Source organism: Idiomarina sp. 28-8 (assembly GCF_000320945.2).
Classification (GTDB): Bacteria; Pseudomonadota; Gammaproteobacteria; order Enterobacterales; family Alteromonadaceae; genus Idiomarina; species Idiomarina loihiensis.
Genome location: NZ_DF266791.1, coordinates 260,716 through 281,628, shown reverse-complemented (window position 1 = coordinate 281,628; position 20,913 = coordinate 260,716). Strand labels below are relative to the sequence as shown.

The following is a 20,913-nucleotide window of genomic DNA, read 5'->3' as shown; positions in this document are numbered from 1 at the left end:
TGCCGAATTAACCCCAAAGGGGGTCAAATTTAAACTGCCGTTGACACTCTTTCCTGCCGAGCTTGTTCGTCAGCTTGAGCGATATGCTTATTCAGCGCGACGCCTTGGTCGACAGGCGAGGGCCTCCGAAGAAGATCGAACCTTGCTGTTTCTGTCTGAGCGAGGAAACGCCTACTCCGAGACGTCCTTTACAAAACTAATCAGCTACCTGCGTGAAAAGCTGGCTGAGGCAGGGCTTGATCAATTTAGGGATTTTAAATTTCACCAAACACGAGCCACTTTTGGCACCCAGTTAATGCGACTCGCAATGAGCGCCCTTCCGAGCCAGGTCGATGCCATCGTTTTTGTTAGGGATGCCATGCTCCACAAGGATGAGGCGACAACTTGGAAATATGTGAAGTTCATCGAAAAAGAGCCTGTAAAGGAGGCGCTGTCGGACGAATTTTTCAATTTGTATGTCGGCAAAGTTGGCAACGTCGAAACATTAATCGATAAGGTTACATTCAATGACGACGCCTGATTTGTTGATCCAGTATCTAGATAAGGAGAATGCGCCCCGATATGGTTCAAGGTCAGATTTAACACGGTTCCTTTATCGGGGCGGCGCGAGCTTGAGAGCGGATTTGGCGTTCAAAAAAATTGCCGTGGGAGCGCTAGGGGCGATTCGAACAGAGAGGTTGGAGCTTTTACAAGCTGTTAAAGAAGAGCTTGAGAATAGACTTTACGCTGGCCGATCGGAGAAGTCGGTGCCTCATTACCTTGCTACGTTCGTGGGATTTATGAGATTCCTGGATGAGGGCCAGCACTCGTTCAGTCTTGCAAAGCTGGAATTCAACTTCCTGGAGTACGCCGAGTATTTGTTCATTAAGTCTAGGAAGAAGGGTTCGAAGTTGAGCCCGAAGTCAGCCTACATAAAGGCTGCGACGCTGTCGTCGATTTTTGGTTCCATTCTTTCCATACCGGAAACCGTCCGCCTCATTAATAGGACTCGCCTTCGTGCCGTCAAGGAAGCGCCAAAAGCGGTCAGTCGGATTGCTGAGAAGCAAAACTTGGAGGCTACCTTCAAGCAGGGGAATTTCCTGGTCGATATCGCGGAAGGATTGTCTAAGGAAGCTGTTTATGGGCCCCTGCCCCTAGAGATCCCAATCCGAGCCGGTCTGGTTGAGGGCAATGAGGTGTTGCTCCATGCGGGATTGCAAGAGCTTGAGTTGGCAGCTACTCCCAAGCCTGGCTGGGCATATCAGAAAAAGGTCCTCTATCGGGAAGCGTTAAAGCGACGAGAGGCGGTCAGTGATATTTCTCCCCGGAGGGGCGGAGCGAAAAGGTGGCACCTGGTGAACCTGCGAGTCCAGGCAGAGTTTCTGATTTTCCTTGCTCAGACAGGCATGAATTTGACTCAGGCTAGAGAGTTGGGGCGCGGAGCCTTGAAGTATAAGCCGCTCGGCGATAGCTGGCAGGTAAGGTGTTACAAGAACAGGAGAGGAGGTGAGGTAAGCTTTCGAATTTACAAGTCTTACAAGCCCTTTCTTGAGCGATTTCGAGCCTTTGTGAACCATTTCTTTCCTGATTCTCCAAACTTTTTCCCTCAGTTTGATAATTATGGCAAGGGAGAGAGTGTGTCGAGAACGGGGCTTACTCACTTTGTGGCGTTTCGGCAGTTATTTGAAGCACATGGACTTGCTTGGGTTACACCACGAGAACTGAGAAACACCAGGGTGAATTGGCTTTTGCGCCGCTCAGGAGACCCTGAATTAACGGCAGATATGGCTCAGCATACTCGGGAGGTGTTAAAGGACCAATACGAGCGACCTAGTCAGCAGCGAGCTATGGTTGAGGTTGCCCGGTTTTGGAGCAAGCACGACCCTATCAAGCAAAAGGATCTCAAGGCGTCGGTGATTTCCAGCAGTTGCAATGGTGACCCAGAATCGGTGGCCGATAGACCTGGGGGGATAGTTGAACCTAACTGTGTCAATCCATCTGGTTGCCTGTGGTGCAAGCATCATCGCGATGTAGATAGTGAAGACTATATCTGGTCCATTTCCTCCTTTCGGCATCTCAAGACGATTGAGGCAAGCATGACGCTGAGTCGTGAAGAGGTGCCCTCTGACGTCGTAGTTGATCGGTTATCCGAAAAATTGTCGTGGTTTAAGAACTCTAGTTCCAGGCGTGCTGGCTGGGTGTCAGAAGCGCAGGAGCGGATTGAAGAGGGTGATTACCACCCTAATTGGGCCCCAATTATTGAGCTTCTGGAGCAGTAATGAACGCTGACACTTTGCGCTTTATGTCGCCATCCACGTTGGTTACGGTCGACTCGCCGTTGTATCGACCGCCATGCTTTCCGCCACCCAGAGATTGGGCGGTATCGGTCGACAGCGAAGGTGCCCCGCTGTCCCTATATGGTGATGATTTCTGGGACTTTCGGGCGTTCGAGCGCTCTGCGACCTTCAATTTTAAAAAGGACGGGATTTCTGATGAGAATGTCTTTCTTGTCAAGCAGGTTGTGCTCTTGGTGCTTTATCATCCGCGACTTTTTCCTGGGCGAATTAGGAGTTGTGTTTACTCGTTTGGAGCCCTGACAAAGATTGCAAGCGTCTGCGATAGTAAGGGAGTGCTGATCTCGGACGTTGAGAGGTTTCCGGCGATTCATCAGGAGATTGCTGATGCTCTTCAGTGCGCCAGTTTTAAGGTTTACGTCAACTTTCTACATAGATTGAGATTGCAATCAGATGTTCTTGGCTTTGAGGTATTCGGAGGGAGAGGTTTGGCGCTCCTGGCGTCGCAGATAAAAGGTCATGAGAAGGTTCAAACTCCATATATTCCACCCAGAATATGGGCGTACCAGGTTAAGAGGTTGAATGAGTGCCTGGACGATTTTTTCGAGCATGAGCAAGCGCTGGGAAGCGCATTCAGCTGGTTATCAGAAGCGTATACGTATAACGCCTCTTGCGTAAAGGATGTTAAATACCATTCACCCTTTTATGAGCCGCACGTTTACAAAAAAAGAGTGCTGTTTGCAGGAGGGTTTGAAGGATTTTCTGTGGAGTATGGACTTTCAGGGCTTTTCGAGAAATGGCTGGGCGTACCGCCTCTCATCTACAGGAGTACCCGCTTTACGGCCTATCTCAATATGGTTAAAGAGGCGGCTCTATTTTACATCATGAGCTTCTCCCTTCAGCGCCTGAATGAGGTGAACTCGCTCAGGTCTGATTGCTTTCTCATCGAGCGTGACGAGAGGTTGGGGGATATCGCAATGTTGGTTGGGGAAACCACGAAAACTGATCCTGATGATGATGCTCGATGGGTTGTGCCCAGCACCGTTAAGAAGGCTGTTGATGCGGCGAGCACCATTGCTAAATGGAGGCTGAAGTATTTCCCAGGGGGTGAGTCTGCGCCTGAATGGGATAGTTCTTCTGTGCCGCTCGCGTTGGCCGGAACGGAGCCGTGGCTTCCAGTAAAGGGTAACAACCGAAACTCCAAGAACGAACTTATAGGGCAATTAAGGCTGGGTCCCTTCATTGATCGCTATCCGCTTTTTTTCGATCCAGAAGAGATGGCAGTGACAGAAGAGGATTGGAAAATTGCGGTGTCTATGACCCCGAATATTGGCAATAGAGAAGGATTTGGCATCGGGCTTCAATGGCCTTTAGCGGCGCATCAGTTGCGACGCACCACCAACGTCAATATGTTCGCCTCCAACATGGTTTCTGATCAAAGCTTACAGTGGCTCATGAAGCATGTGAGTCAAAAAATGACGCTTTACTATGGCCGCAATTTCACTAATTTGAGACTCAACTCGGATGCTGAAACTTCCGTCATAGTCGAGTCCTACAAGGCAATTTACCGGCAGATTGCAAGTGTGGTGGAAGATAGCTTTGAGAATGTGCGCCCTCATTCTAAGCAGATGATCCCGATTAAGGTTGTCAATCTTGTAGAAGCTGGGGAGGAAAAACAGCTTACGAAGTTAATAGCCAAAGGCGATATTGGTTGTCGGCGCACACTGGCCGGATTCTGCATGAAGGCTGGGGTCTGTGAGTATGGTGGTATTGAGTCAATGGCGCAGTGTGCTGGGGCTGATGGCGGAGGCATCTGCACAGATGCGATTTTTAAGCGTGAAAATGGGCCAGCCTTGAGACGACTAAAGGCTGCTCACGAAAAGAAAATCGAGTCGCTGACCTCCGAGAGTCCACGTTTCAACGCTTTGAAAAAAGAAATCTATGCGATAGAGGTGTATCTCAGTGTCGTCAACGGTTAAGAAATCGGCAGAGCAAGAGTTCAGGGATGCATTTGATCGGCTGAAAAAAGGTAAGACAATCCGCCTTCCTTTGGGGGCAGCTGTTACCCAAAACAACGTTGCGAGAGAAGCGGGACGAGATCCCTCAGCTTTGAAAAAGGACAGGTACCCTTTGCTGATACTTGAGGTTCAAGCCTACATAACTTCTAAGTCGGAGCAAAAGAGGAGCAGCAAGCGTACTACAGACAACAGGGCAAGAACCGATAAGCAGAAGATCGCAGACTATCGCAAGCAGATTGATCGCCTGAGTTCTATTGTGGCGGCGCAGAATTCGACTATCGAAGAGCTTCTGGATGAGATTGAGCGGTTGAAGGCCGGGAGGGTGTCACGCTTTTAGCCCTCCGGTTACACGTAATATTCCGGTAAGCTCATGATATTCAATGACGCATAGCAGGTTACGCTTTTCCGATTTGCTACCCAAATGATGCTACCACAATTTGGCCGCTCGGGTCGCAAAGCGAACATTCAGGGCCGAGTCCGAGGGGTTCAATTTGAGGCTACGGTGTGTCACACGCATCGGGGTAAGTCCATTGAGGCTGAGGGGCATGTCGTGCTTAAAGGGGTAATTCTCGGATTCAGTCGGGGTTGTGAACATGTCAGAACCGATAGAGCGCCCTTTGGACGCGCTATCCGGAGGCCCGAAGCAAAGGGTCTGGATTACCATGACCGTTGTCGAGGAAACGCAATTGGTCCTTCCCGATGAACCGACCTTAGCCCTGGATCTTGGCCGCTAGGTCGAGGGGTTCGATCTTATCCGGGAACTGAGTCGCCGGGGGCAAAACCATTGCCATAGCTATCGACGATCTCGCCAACGCCTGTCGCTGTGCCAACCACATTGTAGTGATGAGGGAAGGTTGTATTTATGCTGAGATCAGCCCCAAGATGTGGTGACAAGGGAGCTTATTGAATCGGTCAACTGAAGCCGCCGTGATCTCTTTCCCGATCCAGTAACTGGCACTCCCGCTCGTATTCTTAAACCCACACTCGTATTGCGGTCTCTAATCCAAAACGCCGCGTCCGATTCATTCTCAGTGATACTCAGGGCCCATGAACTACCCATAAACTGGCTCTCTTGCATCTGGGACAGACCAAGGTTTTGATAGGCGTTCGAGAACCAACAGCCCGTGACTGCAACTTACCTTCCGCGATTTATGTGATGAGTTAGCAAATGAGCTCGGTCGTCCAGGGTCGAAAACAGAATCGCAAAACAGATCCCGACAGCGGTCCCTATGAGGGTATCTACTACCCGCTCCTGCACCATCGCCATGCCAGCAAGGTCTGGTGCCGCCAGATAGCTCATAAACAGAGCCATGGGCGTAACCAGAACCTGGCCCAGTCCATAATTCGATCCGATGATGGTCTCGGTAGCGAACGACAGTAACGCCACCAGCCCAATAATGGTCCACACAGAGGGCTGGCTTAGCAGCACCAAAGCCACAAGGAGAGCGCCGAGTACGTTGCCTATGGTGCGCTGTAGGGCTCGGCTCATACTGATATGCAAATGGCTACCCTGTAACACGGCGACAGCGCCCATGGCCGCCCAACCGGCGTGCTGACCGCCAAACGCATAAGCAACATAAGCCGCCACGGCAGAGCCCAACACCATGCGCGCGACGGCGATCAACTTGTGACTGGCGGGCCGGCTTTTGAACCAATCCTGTGCCGCCGGTGTATCGTGGCGGAACACGTCGGTGATCATCACCACTAGCCAGGCAAGAGCAGCGGCCACTGCGGTCGCAGTCGTACGTTCGAGGACAGAGGCAAAGGTATCCACTTGGCCCATTGAAACGCTGGCGGCGAATATGAAGATCAATGCACCTGGCGGACCGAAATCACCAACGGTGACGATGTAAAACAGCGTACCGCACAACAGCGCCAGAATGGCCAGCTGACCAACCATGGGCAACTCCAGCCAGGCCACCAGGGACATCACAAAAACGGTTGCGGTTTGGCAGAGCAAACAAAGGAAAACCGTAAAGCCCCGGCGTTCCGGGGCCGCAAAACGGCCAAACAAAGCCACCAATGTACCCAGCGAAGCAAATCCAATCAGGTGCGAAAAGTCGGATAGCTCGATCAGCGGAAGCACAACCAGCGCCGCGATAGCCACCTGTAGTCCGGCCAGTGCCGAGTTCCTGAAGCCAGGCTGATTAACTACGGCAAAGCACTCTTTGAACTGTGCCCGCGATAGCAGAAACCGGATTGCAGCTGATCGACTTTTTACTCTGGATAAGCGCTGATGCACTTGACCTCCGACAAAATTGGATAGCTTAAGATATAGTTAGCCTAATAACCGTTTGCCTCATTGATCTATTCGGAGTTTCCGCAATCAAGTCGCGAAATAACGAGAATTTTTGGTTTTGGAGATTGCCTCATCACACCATACGTTTAAGCGTATCGTCTCTTTTCACGAAGTGATGAATCAGTGCCATACCAATATGACCAACAATCAAAACGGTCAAAATCCATGCGATTGGCGAATGGAGCTGTCCCAGGGCTTGGGCCCAGGCAATTTCCTCGCCTTCAGCAAAAAGCTCGATACCGAAAGCCGTAATCCCGTGGCCACCACCCAGCATGACCATTACCCCGGTTATCGGCATCAGCAACAGGCCAAGATACAACGCCCCATGACCGGCCTTGACCAGCAGAGCCTGCGCCGGATCTTGCTGCGGGCGCTGATGACGCTGGCCAGCGGCCCAGGCCAAGCGTACCAGAATCAGCAGCAACATCAGCGAACCTATAGAGACATGCCAGGGCACCAGCGTTTGTCCGACCCAGTGTTCTCCGTCGAAGATTCGATCACCAAACTTGAGCAGTTGCCAGAACACCAGTAGGGCCATCGACCAGTGCAGCAGTTTGGTGAGAGCGCCATACCGCTCACGAGAATCGTGGATCATGATTGGGTTCTCCGTATTGCGGGTTTCATTACCATTGAAGGTGTTACCAAAGAGGATGAAGCCAGAATGCACACTCATTCCAGCCTCATCTTCATATCACTGCCTACTGGCGGCGTCCAGCCTGGAAAGCATCTCTTCCGGTAGTGACAATTTCACCGAAGCCAATATCTCATCCAGTTGAGACAGCGATGTTGCACTGACAATCGGTGCGGTCAGTTCTGGCTGGTGGAGCAGCCAGGCCAGTGCCACTTGGGATGGTTTTGCTGAAGCCTCCTGCGAAACGGCCATCAGGGTATCCAGAATGCGCTGACCACGATCGCTGAAATAACCGTTGAGAAAGTCAGCCCGAGGGTTGCCTTCCAGGTCTGAAAGCTGAGCGTATTTGCCAGTCAGGAATCCACTGGCCAGAGAAAAGTAGCTCACCACGCCAAGATTGTGCTCGCTGGCGACTTTCGCCAGCGACGACTCGAAATCGGCCCGGTCATGCAGGTTGTAGAGGGGCTGGATCAGCTCATAGCGCGCGAACCCATGATCACGAGACACGGCCAGCGCCTGTTCCAATCGATCGGACGAATAATTGGAGGCGCCGATGGCCCGCACCTTACCGGCCTTGATCAGCCGGTCAAACGCGCCCAATGTTTCCTCCAAGGGGACTTCCTGATCATCAATGTGGGCGAAGTATACATCGAGGTAATCGGTGCCCAGACGTGACAGGGAATCCTCAATTGCAGCTTCGATGTTGGCTGCAGATAGCCCTTTACGACGCTCCAGCATACCGACTTTGCTCATGAGAATGACGTCATCACGACGTCCCCGCTTTTTCAGCCATCGTCCGATAACTGCCTCCGACTCGCCACCTTCAAGGCCCGGTGCCCACGCAGAATATACGTCGGCCGTGTCAATGGCGCTGAAGCCCTGCTCCACAAACCGATCGAGTAGCTGAAAAGAGCGGTTATCATCGGCTGTCCAGCCAAACACGTTTCCGCCAAATACCAGTGGGGCTATCTCCAAACCGGACTTCCCAAGGGGTTTCTTCTGAAGACTCATGATGCCTCCCTCAAAAAACAACTGTCAGTGGGTGAGTCGGCCGGGTGGTCCCGGCCGGCGATTTCAGGCAATGCTTTCCACAATGCCACCTTCAACACGCAGGGCGGCGCCTGTGGTGGCACTGGCCTGGGGAGACGCAGCGTAGACACAGAGGCTGGCGACCTCTTCCGGTTCGGCAAAACGTCGGAGCAGCGTGGAAGGCCGGTTTTCGTCCAGGAACAGGGTTTCCATTGCTTCCGGGGAGACTCCCCGCTCAGCCGCCAGGTCAGCCATCATAGCTTTGGCTCCTTCAGTACGGGTCGGACCGGGAAGGATGCTGTTCACGGTCACACCGGTTCCGGCAAGAACCTTGGCGAGACCCCGGGATACACCTTGAAGCGCCGCCTTGCTCACCCCGTAGTGCACCATCTCCGATGGAATATTCAACGCCGATTCACTAGAGATGAACTGGATACGCCCCCAGCCCCGAGCCTTCATGCCAGTTGCGTAATGCCGGGCAAGTCGAACACCGCTCATCACGTTGACCTGGAAAATCTCTTCCCAGGCAGCATCGTCGATATCGAAGAATGGAACGCCGCCATAAATACCCAGGTTGTTGACCAGAACATCCACCTCGGGCAGCTGTTCGATGATGGTCCGGCAACCTTCCGCGGTACCCGGGTCCGCGATAATGCCTTTTGCATCGTCCCGACCGCTGGCATTGGCTATCTCGGCCAGCGCCTTATCCACTTTGGCCTGGTCACGACCCACTATAGTTACCGAGGCACCGGCCTCGGCCAGCCCCTGGGCAATGGCCAAACCGATGCCCGCGGTAGAGCCGGTGACCAACGACTGTTTGCCCGTGAGTTCAATTTTCATCATTTAATTCCTCTTGCCATTGATTTTTGAGGGGACGTCACCCACTCAACCAAATTGAAACGCCGATAACTGGGTTTCCATCACCCGTTCGGAATAAACCTTCTTGCCGGGCTCCTCGCCCGCTGCACCCGCTGCCACGAGCAATGGAATCAGGTGTTCCTCGTCTCCATGCGGATGACAATCGAGGGCGTGGGGTGCCTGAACCCATTTCCTCAATCGCTGATAACGAATTCCGGAGTCACCTTCGACAGTGTCCGTCAGCCAGTCATCGAACGCCTCGGAGAGCGGTGTAAACCGCTTGTCGCCGTAGCCACGCATGTTGTGGAAGCTCATGCCACTGCCGAGAATCAGCACACCTTCGTCACGCAGTGGCGCCAGAGCTCTGCCTGCCTGCAGGTGTGCTTCGGGGTCCAGGTCCTGCCGTAACGACAGCTGAACCACAGGAATGTCTGCCTCGGGGAACATCACCTTGAGCGGAATAAACATACCGTGATCAAACCCACGCCCGGAATCCTCCAGGGTGTTCTGTTGTGCCCCAACCAGTAGACGACTCACGCGATGCGCCAATGCCGGCGCTCCTGGAGCCGGATAAGTCAATTTATAGGTGTGGTCCGGAAAACCGAAATAGTCATAAATGAGATCGGGCTGGCTGCCGGCGGTCACACTAAACTCTTGAGTGCGCCAGTGGGCGGATACCAGGAGGATGGCCGTCGGCTTTTCTGGCAAACGCCCGATGACGCTTCGAAGAAAGTCGGCCATACCGTCCCACGTATTGCGGGGACTCCAGTCCATAAAGAAACAAGGGCCAGCGCCGTGGGGAATAAAAAATACCGGTTGTCTGGTAGGCACTCTTGGCTGCGTGGACATCGACATACCTCCATAGGTTTGAATAGTTCAGATATCACAATGAACAGGTTATACTGATACTCAGGAAAGGAGAACGGACTTAAAAAAGGAACTGTTTTAACTAAAGGTAGGAAATAAAATGCTGGACCGATACACAAGCATGCAGGTATTCGTTCAGGCAGCGTCCAGAGGTAGTCTGTCTGCCGCCGGCCGGGAGCTGAACATGTCGCCGGCAATGGCCACAAAACATGTGGATTCACTGGAAACCAGGCTCGGCACGAAACTGCTTCATCGCACCACTCGACAGTTATCACTGACAGATGCCGGACGGGAATACCTGCAGGCCTGTCAGCGCATTCTTCAGGATCTTGAAGAAGCGGAGTCCGAAGTATCTTCCCAGCAGCATCAGGCCATGGGTCGATTACGTCTGAATGCACCGCTATCCTTTGGCACACGCTTCATTGCACCGTTAATACCGGAATTCACCCATCGTTACCCACTGGTGGAGGTGGATCTTGGCCTGAGCGACACTCAACAGGATCTGCTGAAAGAGAGCTGGGACCTGATTGTCCGCATCGGACACCTCGCTGACAGCGACCTCAGGGCCCGCCGTCTCGGCAATTGCCCGATGCGACTTTGTGCCTCGCCTGAGTATCTGAAAAAACATGGAACCCCTAACCGTGTTGCCGAGCTCTCAAACCACAATTGCCTGAGCTACAGCCTTTCCTCAGCGCAACGCGGCGGCACCTGGGCATTCGGCCAAGATGGTAAGATCCAGGTGCCCGTAACAGGCAACCTCATGTCCAACAATGGCGACGCACTTCTTGCTGCCGCCGTTAAGGGCCAAGGGATCATATATCAGCCCAACTTTATCGTGTCCGAGGCATTGGCCAGTGGCGCTCTGGTTGCTTTCGAATTGGATCACCCTCCACTGGATCTCGGCGGCCTGCATGTGCTGTTCGCGCCGGATCGTCGGTTACCCCTCAAAGTAAGAGCGATGATCGACTATTTGGTTGAGGTTTTTGAGAATTCGCCATGTAGACCGTCGTAAATTTTATCCTTTCTTACCAAGGCCCCCTCTCTACACCTGTAAACTGTTCCAACAGTCAGGCTTAGTTCGAAGTTAGCCCGCTCCAGGCCAAAAGCTTTATGTCGGCTTCTGGATCGCGGCCACCTTCTCCTTTTCCATCTGCTTTTTTAAGATCCCGAAACCAATGGTTGTTCAAATATTGTCGTCAACAAGGAAAATCTCATTTGCGGAACCGAAATGGGATCGAGGCCATAAGTCCATTGAGTGTTTCCTTTTGTTTAGGCCCGGACATTTTATTTTCCTCGTAGCTGTCAATTGATGGTTCTAACAGGCAGTGCCTTTAGACCGCAATAGTGGGCTACGTTTTTGGGGTACGAAATACCAATCCATCAATGGCATGGACAAAAAAGTGTATGAAGAGGGCCTTATATCGACGTTCGCCATGGACACGAGGCCATATAGTGAAAGCCCTGTTATGCTCAGTTTAAAGTCATGTCCATAATTGGATCATTCGTAGTTACAACTTATATCTAACTTGCTAATTATTAGTCTTTTAGTATTTGGTATAAAAACTTTATATCCACTCTATAAAAGTGAAGAAGTAAAAAGTGAAGAGGAGGTTCTGGCTGCGGAAGAAAAAGAGGCATCAGAGCCGGGACAAGAAAAAGATAATTCCGCAGTTACTACCGAACAAGAGATTGATATTGAACGTGATAAGTTGATAAAAATGTGGGCTTCTCAAGGGCTTACAAATGTAGATTCAGTACTTAGAGAAGGTAAAAGTCTGTTAGACAAAGAAAAGATTTCGGTTGATGAACTAAAATCGATAGCCAACAGAGCTAACAAGGCATCTAACTTCGTGTCATATATTCAAGAGGAATATAATGAGTACTACAGGGAAAATTACAAGTATAGCTTCGTTCAAGAAGATATAGCAGGTCCTCACGATGCCTATGTTGAGAAAGCCAACGAGCTAAAGAATATAAGGAATAAGGCTTTTTACCGCTTGGGTCAGCTTATCGAGAAAACAGGAGATATTGGTACTGCATTTTATTACTACCGGGACGCATTCCGCCTATCGGATTTCGATACTCGAGACAAAGGGATACGCTATAAAGCCGAACAGGAAATGAAAAGGTTACTTGAAATAGAAGATATTGAAAGCTATATCACGTGGTCAAACGATTAATTGGCTTGAGAGTATTGAATACTGGCTGCCTAGCTGAGAAAGAAGAGTACTGCGAAATTTCGAGGTTGGCATTAAACTGGGTACTCACTCAATGCGGAAGACACGAGGTTATCATCTTTACAAGAACACCAACGACATCGCCAGGGTAATGAAGATGCTACGTCATAGCTCTGAGGCTGTGACGCTGCGTTATATTGGCATTACTCAGGAAGATGTTGACCGTGACTTTGTGGAGTTGGAACTATAGGGGCCTAGTAAGCCCCTATTTTATTTTTTGTTTGGTTAAAAAGGTTTGAGTTAATGCAACTTACTGTTTAATGCATCGAGGGCTACGGATATAGCCTTGTGATCAAACATATTGAGTTTGCGTTGTGCCCACTGTTCGCCCGCAGGCCATTGACGTAATGCTGCAAGGACTTTCTCAGGGTTGGGCTCTACACTTCCTTCTGTTATGAGCCAGTCAACGGTTGCAAGTAGTTCTAGTCCGTATGGCGACTCAAATCCCTCAATGACGTCTGTTGCTTTTCTCAATGCACTATCGTATTCCATGGCTTCAGTTTTTAGGTAAGCTTCGACTGTTTGGCGTTTGTTATCATTGAATGCAATGATATCTGTTGGTTTTGCATCTGGAATACGTTTGTCAGATTGCAAATAGCTTCCGTCTAGCCGGTTTAATAAGTGAGTTAGGTTGTTGGCATACGGGCCAAACTTCTCTGGCTGGAAGTCCAACTTTAACGGATTAGCGGTTCCTTCTTTTTGCAGTGCACGCTGCAGAAACCATGCTAATTTTTGTACTTCTAGCAAAGTGCATTCGTTGCCAAGTACCCAATAGCGTCTGATTAACTCAGCAACCATGGCTCTGGCTGCTGTTAATTGCTCTACACCGGTTTGCTTACTGACATTCTGATACTGCTCGGTTGGTTGATAAATTTGAATATCAACATCGCTCAGGTCAGCTAAATGCTGTTCAATCAATGGGAGAACAGAATTCCAGCTTAACCCGCCGTTTCCAGCTCCAAGAGGGGGGATAGCAATAGAGCGAACGTTATTGTTAACAATGAATGCTCGAAGATCTTTAAGCCCCTCATCGATCCATTCAATTTTCGACTTGGCTCGCCAGTGCTGTTTGGTAGGGAAGTTGACGATCCACTGGGGGGTAACCAGTTCATTACTATGGGTAAAGAACATTTTGCCGGTGGCTACTTTGTTTTCTTTACAAGCTCGAGCGTAGGCTTCCATATTTGCAGGGAACCGTTCTTTAAACATCAAAGCGATCCCCTTACCCATGACACCGACTGTATTGACGGTGTTGACGAGGGCTTCAGCATCAGACTCTAAGAGGTTTCCTGTCTTAAAATTTAACATTTAAAAGTACCATTCCGAACGAGCTATTATCTTTAGGTTTTGACCGTGCTTGTCTGCTTTTTGTTCAGCTGACTGTTTTACGCTTTCATTAAAGCACACAATACCCTTTAACAGCGAGGTAGGGAAGTGTCGGTGTATCAAAGCCTCTGCCTGATATCTGTCTAACTTGCCAAGATCATCAGGTGCTCTCTTAAAATCCCGCTTTTGAATCAGCTCCCAATCAATCTCCGATAATGAGTCCGGCTCATTGTAATAATTAGCTAAGGCGGAGTAAGCATGACAGTCAGTGTAAACATAGCTTAACCCAGCCTGATAAACGTCATGCAAGCTAGAAACGAGTATTACAATTTCTTCGTTATTGCGCCGAATCACACCGCCACGGCCTGTCTTTATGTTGTAGAGCATTGGTGAAAAGGGGGTGAAATAAAATGGAACGTAATCACTCAGTGTTCCTCCCGGTGCTACTGGAACTTCACGTCGAGACCGTTTATCAATTAGTTCATCACTACCTATGCTCACCCAGTCATCTGATCGGTGATTGCTGCTTGAAGCATAAACACCGTGTTCAAGAATCCAGTCTAGATTATCTCGATGAACAATTCGCCATATTAGCGCCTTGTCAGGATTTAGGTTTTTATACATTAGGTACGTTGTCCAGCACTAAACATTTGTTGATTTAGGTTTACATGAATATTTAATCTGTATTGTTCGGCCAAGCTAGAAACTAGTTGCCTTTGCTCCGGCGTCTTAGTGTAAATACTCGCAAAGTATCGAGGCTCAACTGTTGCTGGAGCCAAACACTCTGCCATACATATATTTTTGCAGTTTTGGTCGGAATAATCACGTCGATCCATTGTATTCCAATCAATAACTTCCATTCCTTGGTCAAATTCATAAATTTCGAAAGGTTGAGCAAGAGGATGACGAGGTATTATCTGCCAATTTTTCTTCTGGGCTAAGGCTCTGTGAACAGCAATAAGGACGAATGCTTTTTCAGCGTTATTTGCCTGCACGTTTCCATCAAAAGGGTTTTTAGCAAAAAAATGAAAAGGAACCTTGCTATCAAGCTGATGTAACTGACGATGGCCTATGATCTCTCGGTCAGCAACATCGTCAAAGTTGTCGAGTTCTGCTCGGGGGATAAGCCCATGGCGTATTATTCCCTCGATGTTATCGATAGATGTTAGGTGGTAGAGAAGCCTTCCATTACGGATGCTCATAAATCGCCCTCGGTAGAGGTTGGCCTGGACGGACTTATTAAATAGCGACTAATTTCTTCGTCACCCACCTTAACTGTTGAATCTAGTACTCCTCCACATGATTCTATCATTGCTTTCGATGAACTATTCGTCGAGTGACAATGAATGTGAACTTCGTTAATGCCAAGTTCTCGTGCCTTGTTGAGACTCATGTTGAGCAATATTTTTCCTAGCCCTTTGCTTCTGTATGAAGGTCGAATACTTAAGCCTATGTGCCCGCCGGCATGCTCTATTTGTTCGTTGAGTGTGTGCCGAATATTGGTACAGCCAAGTATTTCGTTATTATCAATTAGCCAAAACGTTGAACTACTTACCATACCTACTGGAACGGTTTCACCGGATCTGAAACCTTCGATGCGATCTAGCATTCCAAGGAAATCAGTGTGATCGAAATCAAGCGGGAAAGGGTACCGTTCCTCGTCGCCAAGTTCGTCAATGTAATCGCGATAACTCGATTCAAATTTTGGGTTGGGTAGGTCAAGTTTGAGCACGGTATATTTCCCTATATCAGCCGTTTGCTCCAGATTACCCATCATTTTACGAAATCACAAACCTATATCACCTAATGGCAGTTACGGCTGCAGTTAATTAACTGTCAATTAGGAGAACATGTATGTCGAATGTAACGGTCGTATACACCAAGTCAGAGCTCGAGCGAGCTATCGAAAGGCAAGACAAAACGATAGCCGTAAAAAGCGCGTCGTTGGCTGATGACGTGAAAACATTGAAGTCAGCATCGTCTGGTGCTTTTGCGCTAGCTGTTGGCTCAGCTGGAGTCTTTGCTACCAACTTCTGGAATCCGTTGGGGTGGGGCTCAGGTATTATCGGGACCTTATCTACTGGCTCACTGATCACTGCCATCGTAGCGATAGGGCTCAGCACAACGTTGCTGTTTGCTATTTACAATGACTACTCAATAAAAGGACGAACGTCGATTCGACTTGCTGGTGGTAATAGCATCGATGCCGACCTGGTTATGGAGAGGGACTAGGTATGGGGTGCATGAGACGAAACATTATTGCCGTTAAAACGCGTCCTGGTGAGGTGGGTTCTACCCAGATTTTACGGACACATCCATAAAGAGGCATAATATGCCCATAAGGAGTGTTCATGACCAAACGAAAAAAGTACAGCCCAGAGTTTAAACGTGAAGCCGTAGCGTTGACAAAACAGCCCGGTGTAAGTTGTCGCCAGGTGGCTATAGAAATCGGTATTAACCCCAATTTGCTCAGCCGTTGGCGGCGTGAAGCCGAGCCATCCTCTAAAGAAGCTTTCAAAGGCTCAGGTAACCCCCGCGACGAAGAAATGGCGCGGCTTAAACGCGAGAATGCCCGGCTTAAAAAGGAACGGGATTTTTTGCGAGAAGCGGCAACGTTCTTCGCAAAAGAGTCGTCCTGAGATATCAGGCGATAGAGCGTTGCCGCGATAAATTTCCGATACGCTTAATGTGTCGATGCCTGCAAGTGTCACCCAGCGGATATTACGCCTGGGCAGCACGACCGCCCAGTGCCCGTGATGTGGAAAATCAGCGCATTCTGACCCGCATTAAGGAGATCCACGAGGACAGTGGTGGTGTCATTGGCGCACCACGTATGCATGAAGATCTGTCTATTGAAGGTGAACGACTGAGTCTGAATCGGGTTGCCCGCTTAATGGCCGTCAATGGCGTTCAGGGCTGGCCTCGTAAGAAAGGACGAGGCCGAAAGCGACAGGCCGCCAGGCCCGCTGGCCTTAAAAATCATCTGGCACGTGACTTCACAGCGGCAGAGCCTGAAACTAAATGGGTCACCGATATTACCGAAGTGACAACCACCGAAGGCAAGTTGTTTCTGTGCGTTGTGCTCGACTTGTACAGCAAGCTGATAGTGGGCTGGTCCATGCATCACCGTCAGGATCGGTACATGGTCATTCGCGCAGCGGAAATGGCCGTCTGGCAACGAACAGGCAATCAGCCCGTGATTTTACATTCAGATCGCGGGTCTCAATTTACCAGTGGTGATTATCAGCGTGCTCTCAAATTTAATAACCTGATCAGCAGTATGAGCGCAGTCGGTCATTGCAGCGACAACGCTGCCTGTGAAGGATTTTTTGGAATACTGAAGCGTGAAAGAGTGAATTACCGCCGCTATCGAACAAGAGATGAAGCACGTTCAGACATCTTTGATTATATTGAACGGTTTCATAATCCAAGAATGCGTCGTAGACTGGCAAAACAAGATCAGCAGTTTAGTGCGATTTTAAACCGTCCGTGATAAAGGGGTAGAACCCGGTTCGTTTTGTTGCGGTAGCCTCCATAGAACGTGTGGAAGCGTTTGGTAACTACGTGAAGATCTACTTTGGCAATGAACGGGTGCTGCATCGAGCAACGCTATCTGATATGGAAGAATTACTGGAAGATAGATTCATTCGCATCCATCGCAGTCACATCGTAAAGCGCGACCAATTGAGGAAGCTTCTGTCGGAGCTAGGCCGATACCAGGAAGTAGAATTAGCTGACGAGACGGTTCTCCCGTTGGGCGGCCACTACAAGCGCCAGCTAATGTTTGATATTGGCTTGTAATGGGTAAGTCCAGGGAATACCAACCCCTGGGCTTATTTTTTGTCTCGATATTTAGTTGTTTTTATTGTGTCTTATGAGAGCTGATACTTTTTAGTAATTTTTGAAATTGAGGGTTTTCCCTTAGTAGCTTTCGGCCTGTACCAATAAGCAACTCAACTTCCTCTTCTGGTAAGCCGAGAGTTGTCGGGACTAAATTGAGGCGATTTCTTAGACGGTCTGATGATACCGATTTCAATTCGATAGATATTAGGTGCGCTTCGACAGGTATTCCTTGTGTTTTTGTTTCATCGACCCACTGCTCTAATTTAAGCTTTATTAAATCGGTTGTTTCATTATTGTACAATTGAAGTTGCGCATCAGTAACCGCGTTTAACGTTTGACGCATTGATGGAGGGGTCGAACTCTTATCCATGCTTGAGTCGACTTTTACTGATGCGTTTACGGCTATGATGGCAAAATGTCGTGGGATTGAATAACTATCCTCTCCATGGATCATGCTAAAGTAATTTACTATACCTCCTGTTAGCTCAACAGGGTCAGTTATAATCCTGAGACCCAAATTGTCCGATACACCTCCGTCTACGAGGTGAACAAAAGGACGTTCTTTTTTATTGGAATAAGAAAGTGCTGCAGAGGCAGTATTCCGAATACTGTGTTTCCCAATGGAAGTTTTACTGGATAAAAAGTTGATGGAATCCTTAATGTCACATGTATCGTAATTCTTCAGTACGATGGGGTCGAATAGTAAAGGCATAGCTGCTGAAGCTGCTACTGCTCTGGCTACGGGGAAGGTAGATAGATCTGAGCATATTAAATTGAAGTAGTCCTGTAGAAAGGAAAATCTAGCACCTTGAGATAAGTCTGTGGCATTGATGGCTATATAGGGCGGACCTTTTTCGAGCATGTCGCCAAATGTATATTCTCCAAATCCTGCATCAGCATATATTCCGACAGTATGATCAGTTATTCCTAAATTTGAAAACCAACGAAGAGGATTTAAAACTGTTGAGATTATTTGCTCCTTTAAATCCCGTGTTAGAAGCTTATCTTTGAAATCATAAAAAATTTTGTCTCGAAACAAACCATAGTAAGCCGCCGTTATGCTGCCGCCCGAAACAGATGAAATAAAATCAACTTCATCTAAAAGTCTTGTCGATTTGCCACCTATAGTGACATTAGTATCTCTTAGTTCTTCTAATACGCCATAAGACAGAGCAGAAGCCCGTGTTCCACCTCCGGAAAAAGCCAAAATAAGAGTTATTCCCTTGGGGTTTCCAGCTCGAGCCGCTGAGAATAATGTACCAGAAGTTAATTCAGTATCATTTTTTCCAGAAATAGGCTCATTTTTAATTTGCCCTATTGTGCTGCAGCCTAAGCTGGTAACAGAAGCTGATAGGATTACGAGAAGTCTAATTTTATAAAAAAGAAGCTTCATTTAAACTATTCGCTCTATGGTTTTGAACCGTTAGTGTTTTTTTGCAAACTGTGCTTTTGAGACTTTAGTTGTAATGAGAATAGCACTGCCGCTATAAGCATTGGTATAAAGAAAGTTCCTAATAACGCCTGGAAAGCGGCCAATAAGCGCAAGCTTTCAGTGGGTTGAAAGTCTCCATAACCTAAAGTGGTCCATGTCACTACTGAAAAGTACAGGGCGTCAACAGGACTAAAAGAGATTTCCTGACCGTATAAAATCCCAGCTCTTTGATAAAGAGTGGCAAACGCAAAAATAGTTACATAGATGGCTAAAAACATCTTGCTAAGTTGGAGCCCAACCTTGTACTCGCGATACTTTTTGAAGATATTCCAAAGTGAAGTGATGAATACTGTAGAGATAAAAAAAATAGTGACCGACATATTTATTTCTGCATCAGAGGCGAATAGTAATGCGGTATAAGCAATGGGAACAAAAACAAAAATAATAACCATCCACGCTATACCTAGATACTTTAGTATTCTATTTAGCATTTTTATGACCTATAGCATTCCAACAAAAAAACCGACTAATATGACCATGGTTCGTACATAAAGTGATTAAGAAAAAATGGCGCTTTACCGAGTAAGCCAACTCACTTTTCAAAGCAACCAATCAATGGGTAACAATGAAAAAAATCCGGCCGAAAACCTTTGAAACCAGGTTGTTCCTGGCTCTGTATCGTATCGGCGATGATGGCTGCCGTTTTGCTCAAGCCAGTATAGCGAACCGGATGGAGCTAAGCGCACTTCATAGGCGCTGTAAGGGACTTCTTCGATAAAGACATCTGCCATCGTTGATGCTATTTCGGGGCTCTCAATAACAAAGCCAAGCTCAGTATTGAGCCTTGCTGAGCGAGGGTCAAAGTTAAATGAGCCAACAAAAACACGTTGTCCGTCAACGGCAAACGTTTTTGCATGAAGGCTGCTTGCTGAACTGGAGAAACTTGTTTCGACAGATTCATAGATAGTGGTATCGGTGCCAACAGTACCTGGGCGCATCTCAAATAAGCGTATATCAGCTTCTAAGAGACGTTTCCTCCACTTTGCGTATCCCGAGTGCACAACGGCAACATCGGTAGCGGCAAAGGAATTTGTTAACACACTAATACTCACCCCGTTTTCCGCAATGCTCTCTAGCGCTTTTACTCCCGACAGGGTTGGTACGAAATAGGGAGAAACCAGTAATAATTGCTTTTTAGGTTGACCAATTATCTTTCGGAGTGCGTGAACAATGAGTTGATCCGGCTCCGCTTTACCTAAGGCTTTAAGCGGGCTATCACTCACTATTTGAGTTTCAGCCCAAATAATTGAATCGTTATCCAATAACTCACTGAGATCGGATGGTTGATCAATATTAGTTTGATGAATAAATAAAGAGGAGTCTGATGGCGTCGTTGATTGAGAAATAAGTTCATAGGGGTAAGCTGAGTTACTGTTCCAAAAAGCGTCAAAATCGCTGGATACTTTCGCAACTACATCTCCTATCGCAAGAACATCCAGATCAGCAAAAAGAATACCATCAGAGCGGTAAAAATAGTCATCACCGATGTTTCTTCCCCCGACTATCGTAGCTTGATTGTCCACAGTAAGAGACTTGTTGTGCATGCGTCTGTTTGCTCGTGGGAAGTCGGTTATAAACCCTAGTACTCGAGAGCTTCTGGGGAGAAATGGGTTAAATAATCGCACTTCTATACTAGGATGACCGTTTAGCCTTTGTAAGGACTCGTCAATATCCCGGGAGTGAAGATCGTCCAATAACAACCTAACCTTTACACCACGATTAGCAGCTTGGAAAATGGCTTTAGTTAAACGTTGCCCAGACTTATCGTCACGCCAGATATAATATTGAATGTCCAGTGCAACTTGTGCATTGTTGATTAATATCAGCCTGGCATCTAAGGACGGCTCTGCTTCGGCTAAAGGCATTATACCGGTACTTTCGGGGGAGTTTCGAAGTATCGGAGATAAGAACTGACCAAGCCGAGTGCTTTGAGTTTTTGAAACTGGCACAGAGTAGCTTGGCGTTCGCTGTTCTAAGTCGGGCAGACTGCTGCAGGCGATACAGCTAGAACAAATAATGACCATTAAAACGATATGGTGT

General features: G+C 48.4%; 20 protein-coding genes and 3 pseudogenes. 11 read left to right on the top strand and 12 right to left on the bottom strand.

Features of this window, described 5'->3' with window-relative positions; all coding sequences use genetic code 11:
• Positions 1–40 precede the first annotated feature (40 nt).
• From RJ32_RS09275 to RJ32_RS15525, 5 genes are all read left to right on the top strand, one after another.
• Entirely contained in the window at positions 41–520 is a 480-nt protein-coding gene (locus RJ32_RS09275) for a tyrosine-type recombinase/integrase (protein ID WP_051018758.1), read from the top strand.
• Complete coding sequence (locus tag RJ32_RS09270; protein WP_034821501.1) at positions 507–2,258, top strand: hypothetical protein; 1,752 nt, start codon at positions 507–509, stop codon at positions 2,256–2,258. The genes RJ32_RS09275 and RJ32_RS09270 overlap by 14 nt, the downstream gene beginning before the upstream one ends.
• On the top strand, positions 2,258–4,252 hold the full coding sequence (locus RJ32_RS09265; protein WP_013786618.1) for a hypothetical protein: 1,995 nt from the start codon (positions 2,258–2,260) through the stop codon (positions 4,250–4,252). Before RJ32_RS09270 ends, RJ32_RS09265 begins: the two co-directional genes overlap by 1 nt.
• Positions 4,236–4,628 carry a hypothetical protein gene (locus tag RJ32_RS15125; protein ID WP_013786619.1) on the top strand — a complete coding sequence of 131 codons (393 nt, stop codon included), beginning with the start codon at positions 4,236–4,238 and terminating at the stop codon, positions 4,626–4,628. The genes RJ32_RS09265 and RJ32_RS15125 overlap by 17 nt, the downstream gene beginning before the upstream one ends.
• 256 nt (positions 4,629–4,884) lie before the next feature.
• Positions 4,885–5,025, top strand: coding sequence for an ATP-binding cassette domain-containing protein (locus RJ32_RS15525; RefSeq protein WP_013786620.1), 141 nt, complete (start codon positions 4,885–4,887; stop codon positions 5,023–5,025).
• 401 nt (positions 5,026–5,426) lie between these two features.
• Here RJ32_RS15525 and RJ32_RS09255 read toward each other — a convergent pair whose 3' ends face one another.
• The 5 genes from RJ32_RS09255 to RJ32_RS09235 all read right to left on the bottom strand — a co-directional run bounded on the left by RJ32_RS09255 (position 5,427) and on the right by RJ32_RS09235 (position 9,957).
• Positions 5,427–6,533 (bottom strand): FUSC family protein, encoded by a 1,107-nt coding sequence (locus RJ32_RS09255; protein WP_007105030.1) that lies wholly within the window; start codon positions 6,531–6,533, stop codon positions 5,427–5,429.
• A 130-nt stretch (positions 6,534–6,663) separates the two neighbouring features.
• Positions 6,664–7,263: a cytochrome b gene (locus RJ32_RS09250; protein ID WP_013786621.1), complete on the bottom strand. Its 600-nt coding sequence runs from the start codon at positions 7,261–7,263 to the stop codon at positions 6,664–6,666.
• An 18-nt stretch (positions 7,264–7,281) separates the two neighbouring features.
• Positions 7,282–8,232, bottom strand: a complete 951-nt coding sequence (locus RJ32_RS09245) for an aldo/keto reductase (RefSeq protein ID WP_007105033.1) — start codon at positions 8,230–8,232, stop codon at positions 7,282–7,284.
• A 63-nt stretch (positions 8,233–8,295) separates the two neighbouring features.
• Complete coding sequence (locus RJ32_RS09240; protein ID WP_007105034.1) at positions 8,296–9,093, bottom strand: SDR family NAD(P)-dependent oxidoreductase; 798 nt, start codon at positions 9,091–9,093, stop codon at positions 8,296–8,298.
• Between the two features lie 42 nt (positions 9,094–9,135).
• Complete coding sequence (locus RJ32_RS09235; RefSeq protein ID WP_007105035.1) at positions 9,136–9,957, bottom strand: class III extradiol ring-cleavage dioxygenase; 822 nt, start codon at positions 9,955–9,957, stop codon at positions 9,136–9,138.
• 118 nt (positions 9,958–10,075) lie between these two features.
• On the opposite strand from RJ32_RS09235, the gene RJ32_RS09230 reads away from it, so the two are divergent.
• The 3 genes and pseudogenes from RJ32_RS09230 to RJ32_RS09220 form a co-directional block, all read left to right on the top strand.
• Positions 10,076–10,987 (top strand): LysR family transcriptional regulator, encoded by a 912-nt coding sequence (locus RJ32_RS09230; RefSeq protein WP_034821484.1) that lies wholly within the window; start codon positions 10,076–10,078, stop codon positions 10,985–10,987.
• 514 nt (positions 10,988–11,501) lie between these two features.
• On the top strand, positions 11,502–12,155 hold the full coding sequence (locus RJ32_RS09225; protein ID WP_034821482.1) for a hypothetical protein: 654 nt from the start codon (positions 11,502–11,504) through the stop codon (positions 12,153–12,155).
• Positions 12,156–12,216: 61 nt separating this feature from the next.
• Positions 12,217–12,402: pseudogene (locus RJ32_RS09220) on the top strand (tyrosine-type recombinase/integrase); the annotation flags it as partial.
• Positions 12,403–12,452: 50 nt separating this feature from the next.
• On the opposite strand, the gene RJ32_RS09215 reads toward RJ32_RS09220, so the two are convergent.
• The 4 genes from RJ32_RS09215 to RJ32_RS09200 are packed head-to-tail and all read right to left on the bottom strand — an operon-like array spanning position 12,453 to position 15,315.
• On the bottom strand, positions 12,453–13,520 hold the full coding sequence (locus RJ32_RS09215; RefSeq protein WP_034821479.1) for a macro domain-containing protein: 1,068 nt from the start codon (positions 13,518–13,520) through the stop codon (positions 12,453–12,455).
• Positions 13,521–14,162 carry a DUF4433 domain-containing protein gene (locus RJ32_RS09210; RefSeq protein ID WP_034821475.1) on the bottom strand — a complete coding sequence of 214 codons (642 nt, stop codon included), beginning with the start codon at positions 14,160–14,162 and terminating at the stop codon, positions 13,521–13,523.
• Positions 14,162–14,740 (bottom strand): DarT ssDNA thymidine ADP-ribosyltransferase family protein, encoded by a 579-nt coding sequence (locus tag RJ32_RS09205; protein ID WP_034821472.1) that lies wholly within the window; start codon positions 14,738–14,740, stop codon positions 14,162–14,164. Before RJ32_RS09205 ends, RJ32_RS09210 begins: the two co-directional genes overlap by 1 nt.
• On the bottom strand, positions 14,737–15,315 hold the full coding sequence (locus RJ32_RS09200) for a GNAT family N-acetyltransferase (protein WP_201029211.1): 579 nt from the start codon (positions 15,313–15,315) through the stop codon (positions 14,737–14,739). Before RJ32_RS09200 ends, RJ32_RS09205 begins: the two co-directional genes overlap by 4 nt.
• A 77-nt stretch (positions 15,316–15,392) precedes the next feature.
• On the opposite strand from RJ32_RS09200, the gene RJ32_RS09195 reads away from it, so the two are divergent.
• The 3 genes and pseudogenes from RJ32_RS09195 to RJ32_RS14540 all read left to right on the top strand — a co-directional run.
• Positions 15,393–15,770 carry a hypothetical protein gene (locus RJ32_RS09195; protein ID WP_034821469.1) on the top strand — a complete coding sequence of 126 codons (378 nt, stop codon included), beginning with the start codon at positions 15,393–15,395 and terminating at the stop codon, positions 15,768–15,770.
• Between the two features lie 119 nt (positions 15,771–15,889).
• A pseudogene (locus RJ32_RS09185) lies at positions 15,890–17,042 on the top strand (IS3-like element ISIlo12 family transposase).
• 21 nt (positions 17,043–17,063) lie between these two features.
• Positions 17,064–17,339 (top strand): annotated as a pseudogene (locus RJ32_RS14540) (LytR/AlgR family response regulator transcription factor); the annotation flags it as partial.
• Between the two features lie 61 nt (positions 17,340–17,400).
• On the opposite strand, the gene RJ32_RS09175 reads toward RJ32_RS14540, so the two are convergent.
• The 3 genes from RJ32_RS09175 to RJ32_RS09165 all read right to left on the bottom strand — a co-directional run bounded on the left by RJ32_RS09175 (position 17,401) and on the right by RJ32_RS09165 (position 20,738).
• Positions 17,401–18,774 carry a patatin-like phospholipase family protein gene (locus tag RJ32_RS09175; RefSeq protein WP_051018756.1) on the bottom strand — a complete coding sequence of 458 codons (1,374 nt, stop codon included), beginning with the start codon at positions 18,772–18,774 and terminating at the stop codon, positions 17,401–17,403.
• A 14-nt stretch (positions 18,775–18,788) separates the two neighbouring features.
• Complete coding sequence (locus tag RJ32_RS09170; RefSeq protein WP_235598939.1) at positions 18,789–19,265, bottom strand: potassium channel family protein; 477 nt, start codon at positions 19,263–19,265, stop codon at positions 18,789–18,791.
• Between the two features lie 147 nt (positions 19,266–19,412).
• Positions 19,413–20,738: a phospholipase D family protein gene (locus tag RJ32_RS09165; protein WP_235598938.1), complete on the bottom strand. Its 1,326-nt coding sequence runs from the start codon at positions 20,736–20,738 to the stop codon at positions 19,413–19,415.
• Between the last annotated feature and the right edge of the window lie 175 nt (positions 20,739–20,913).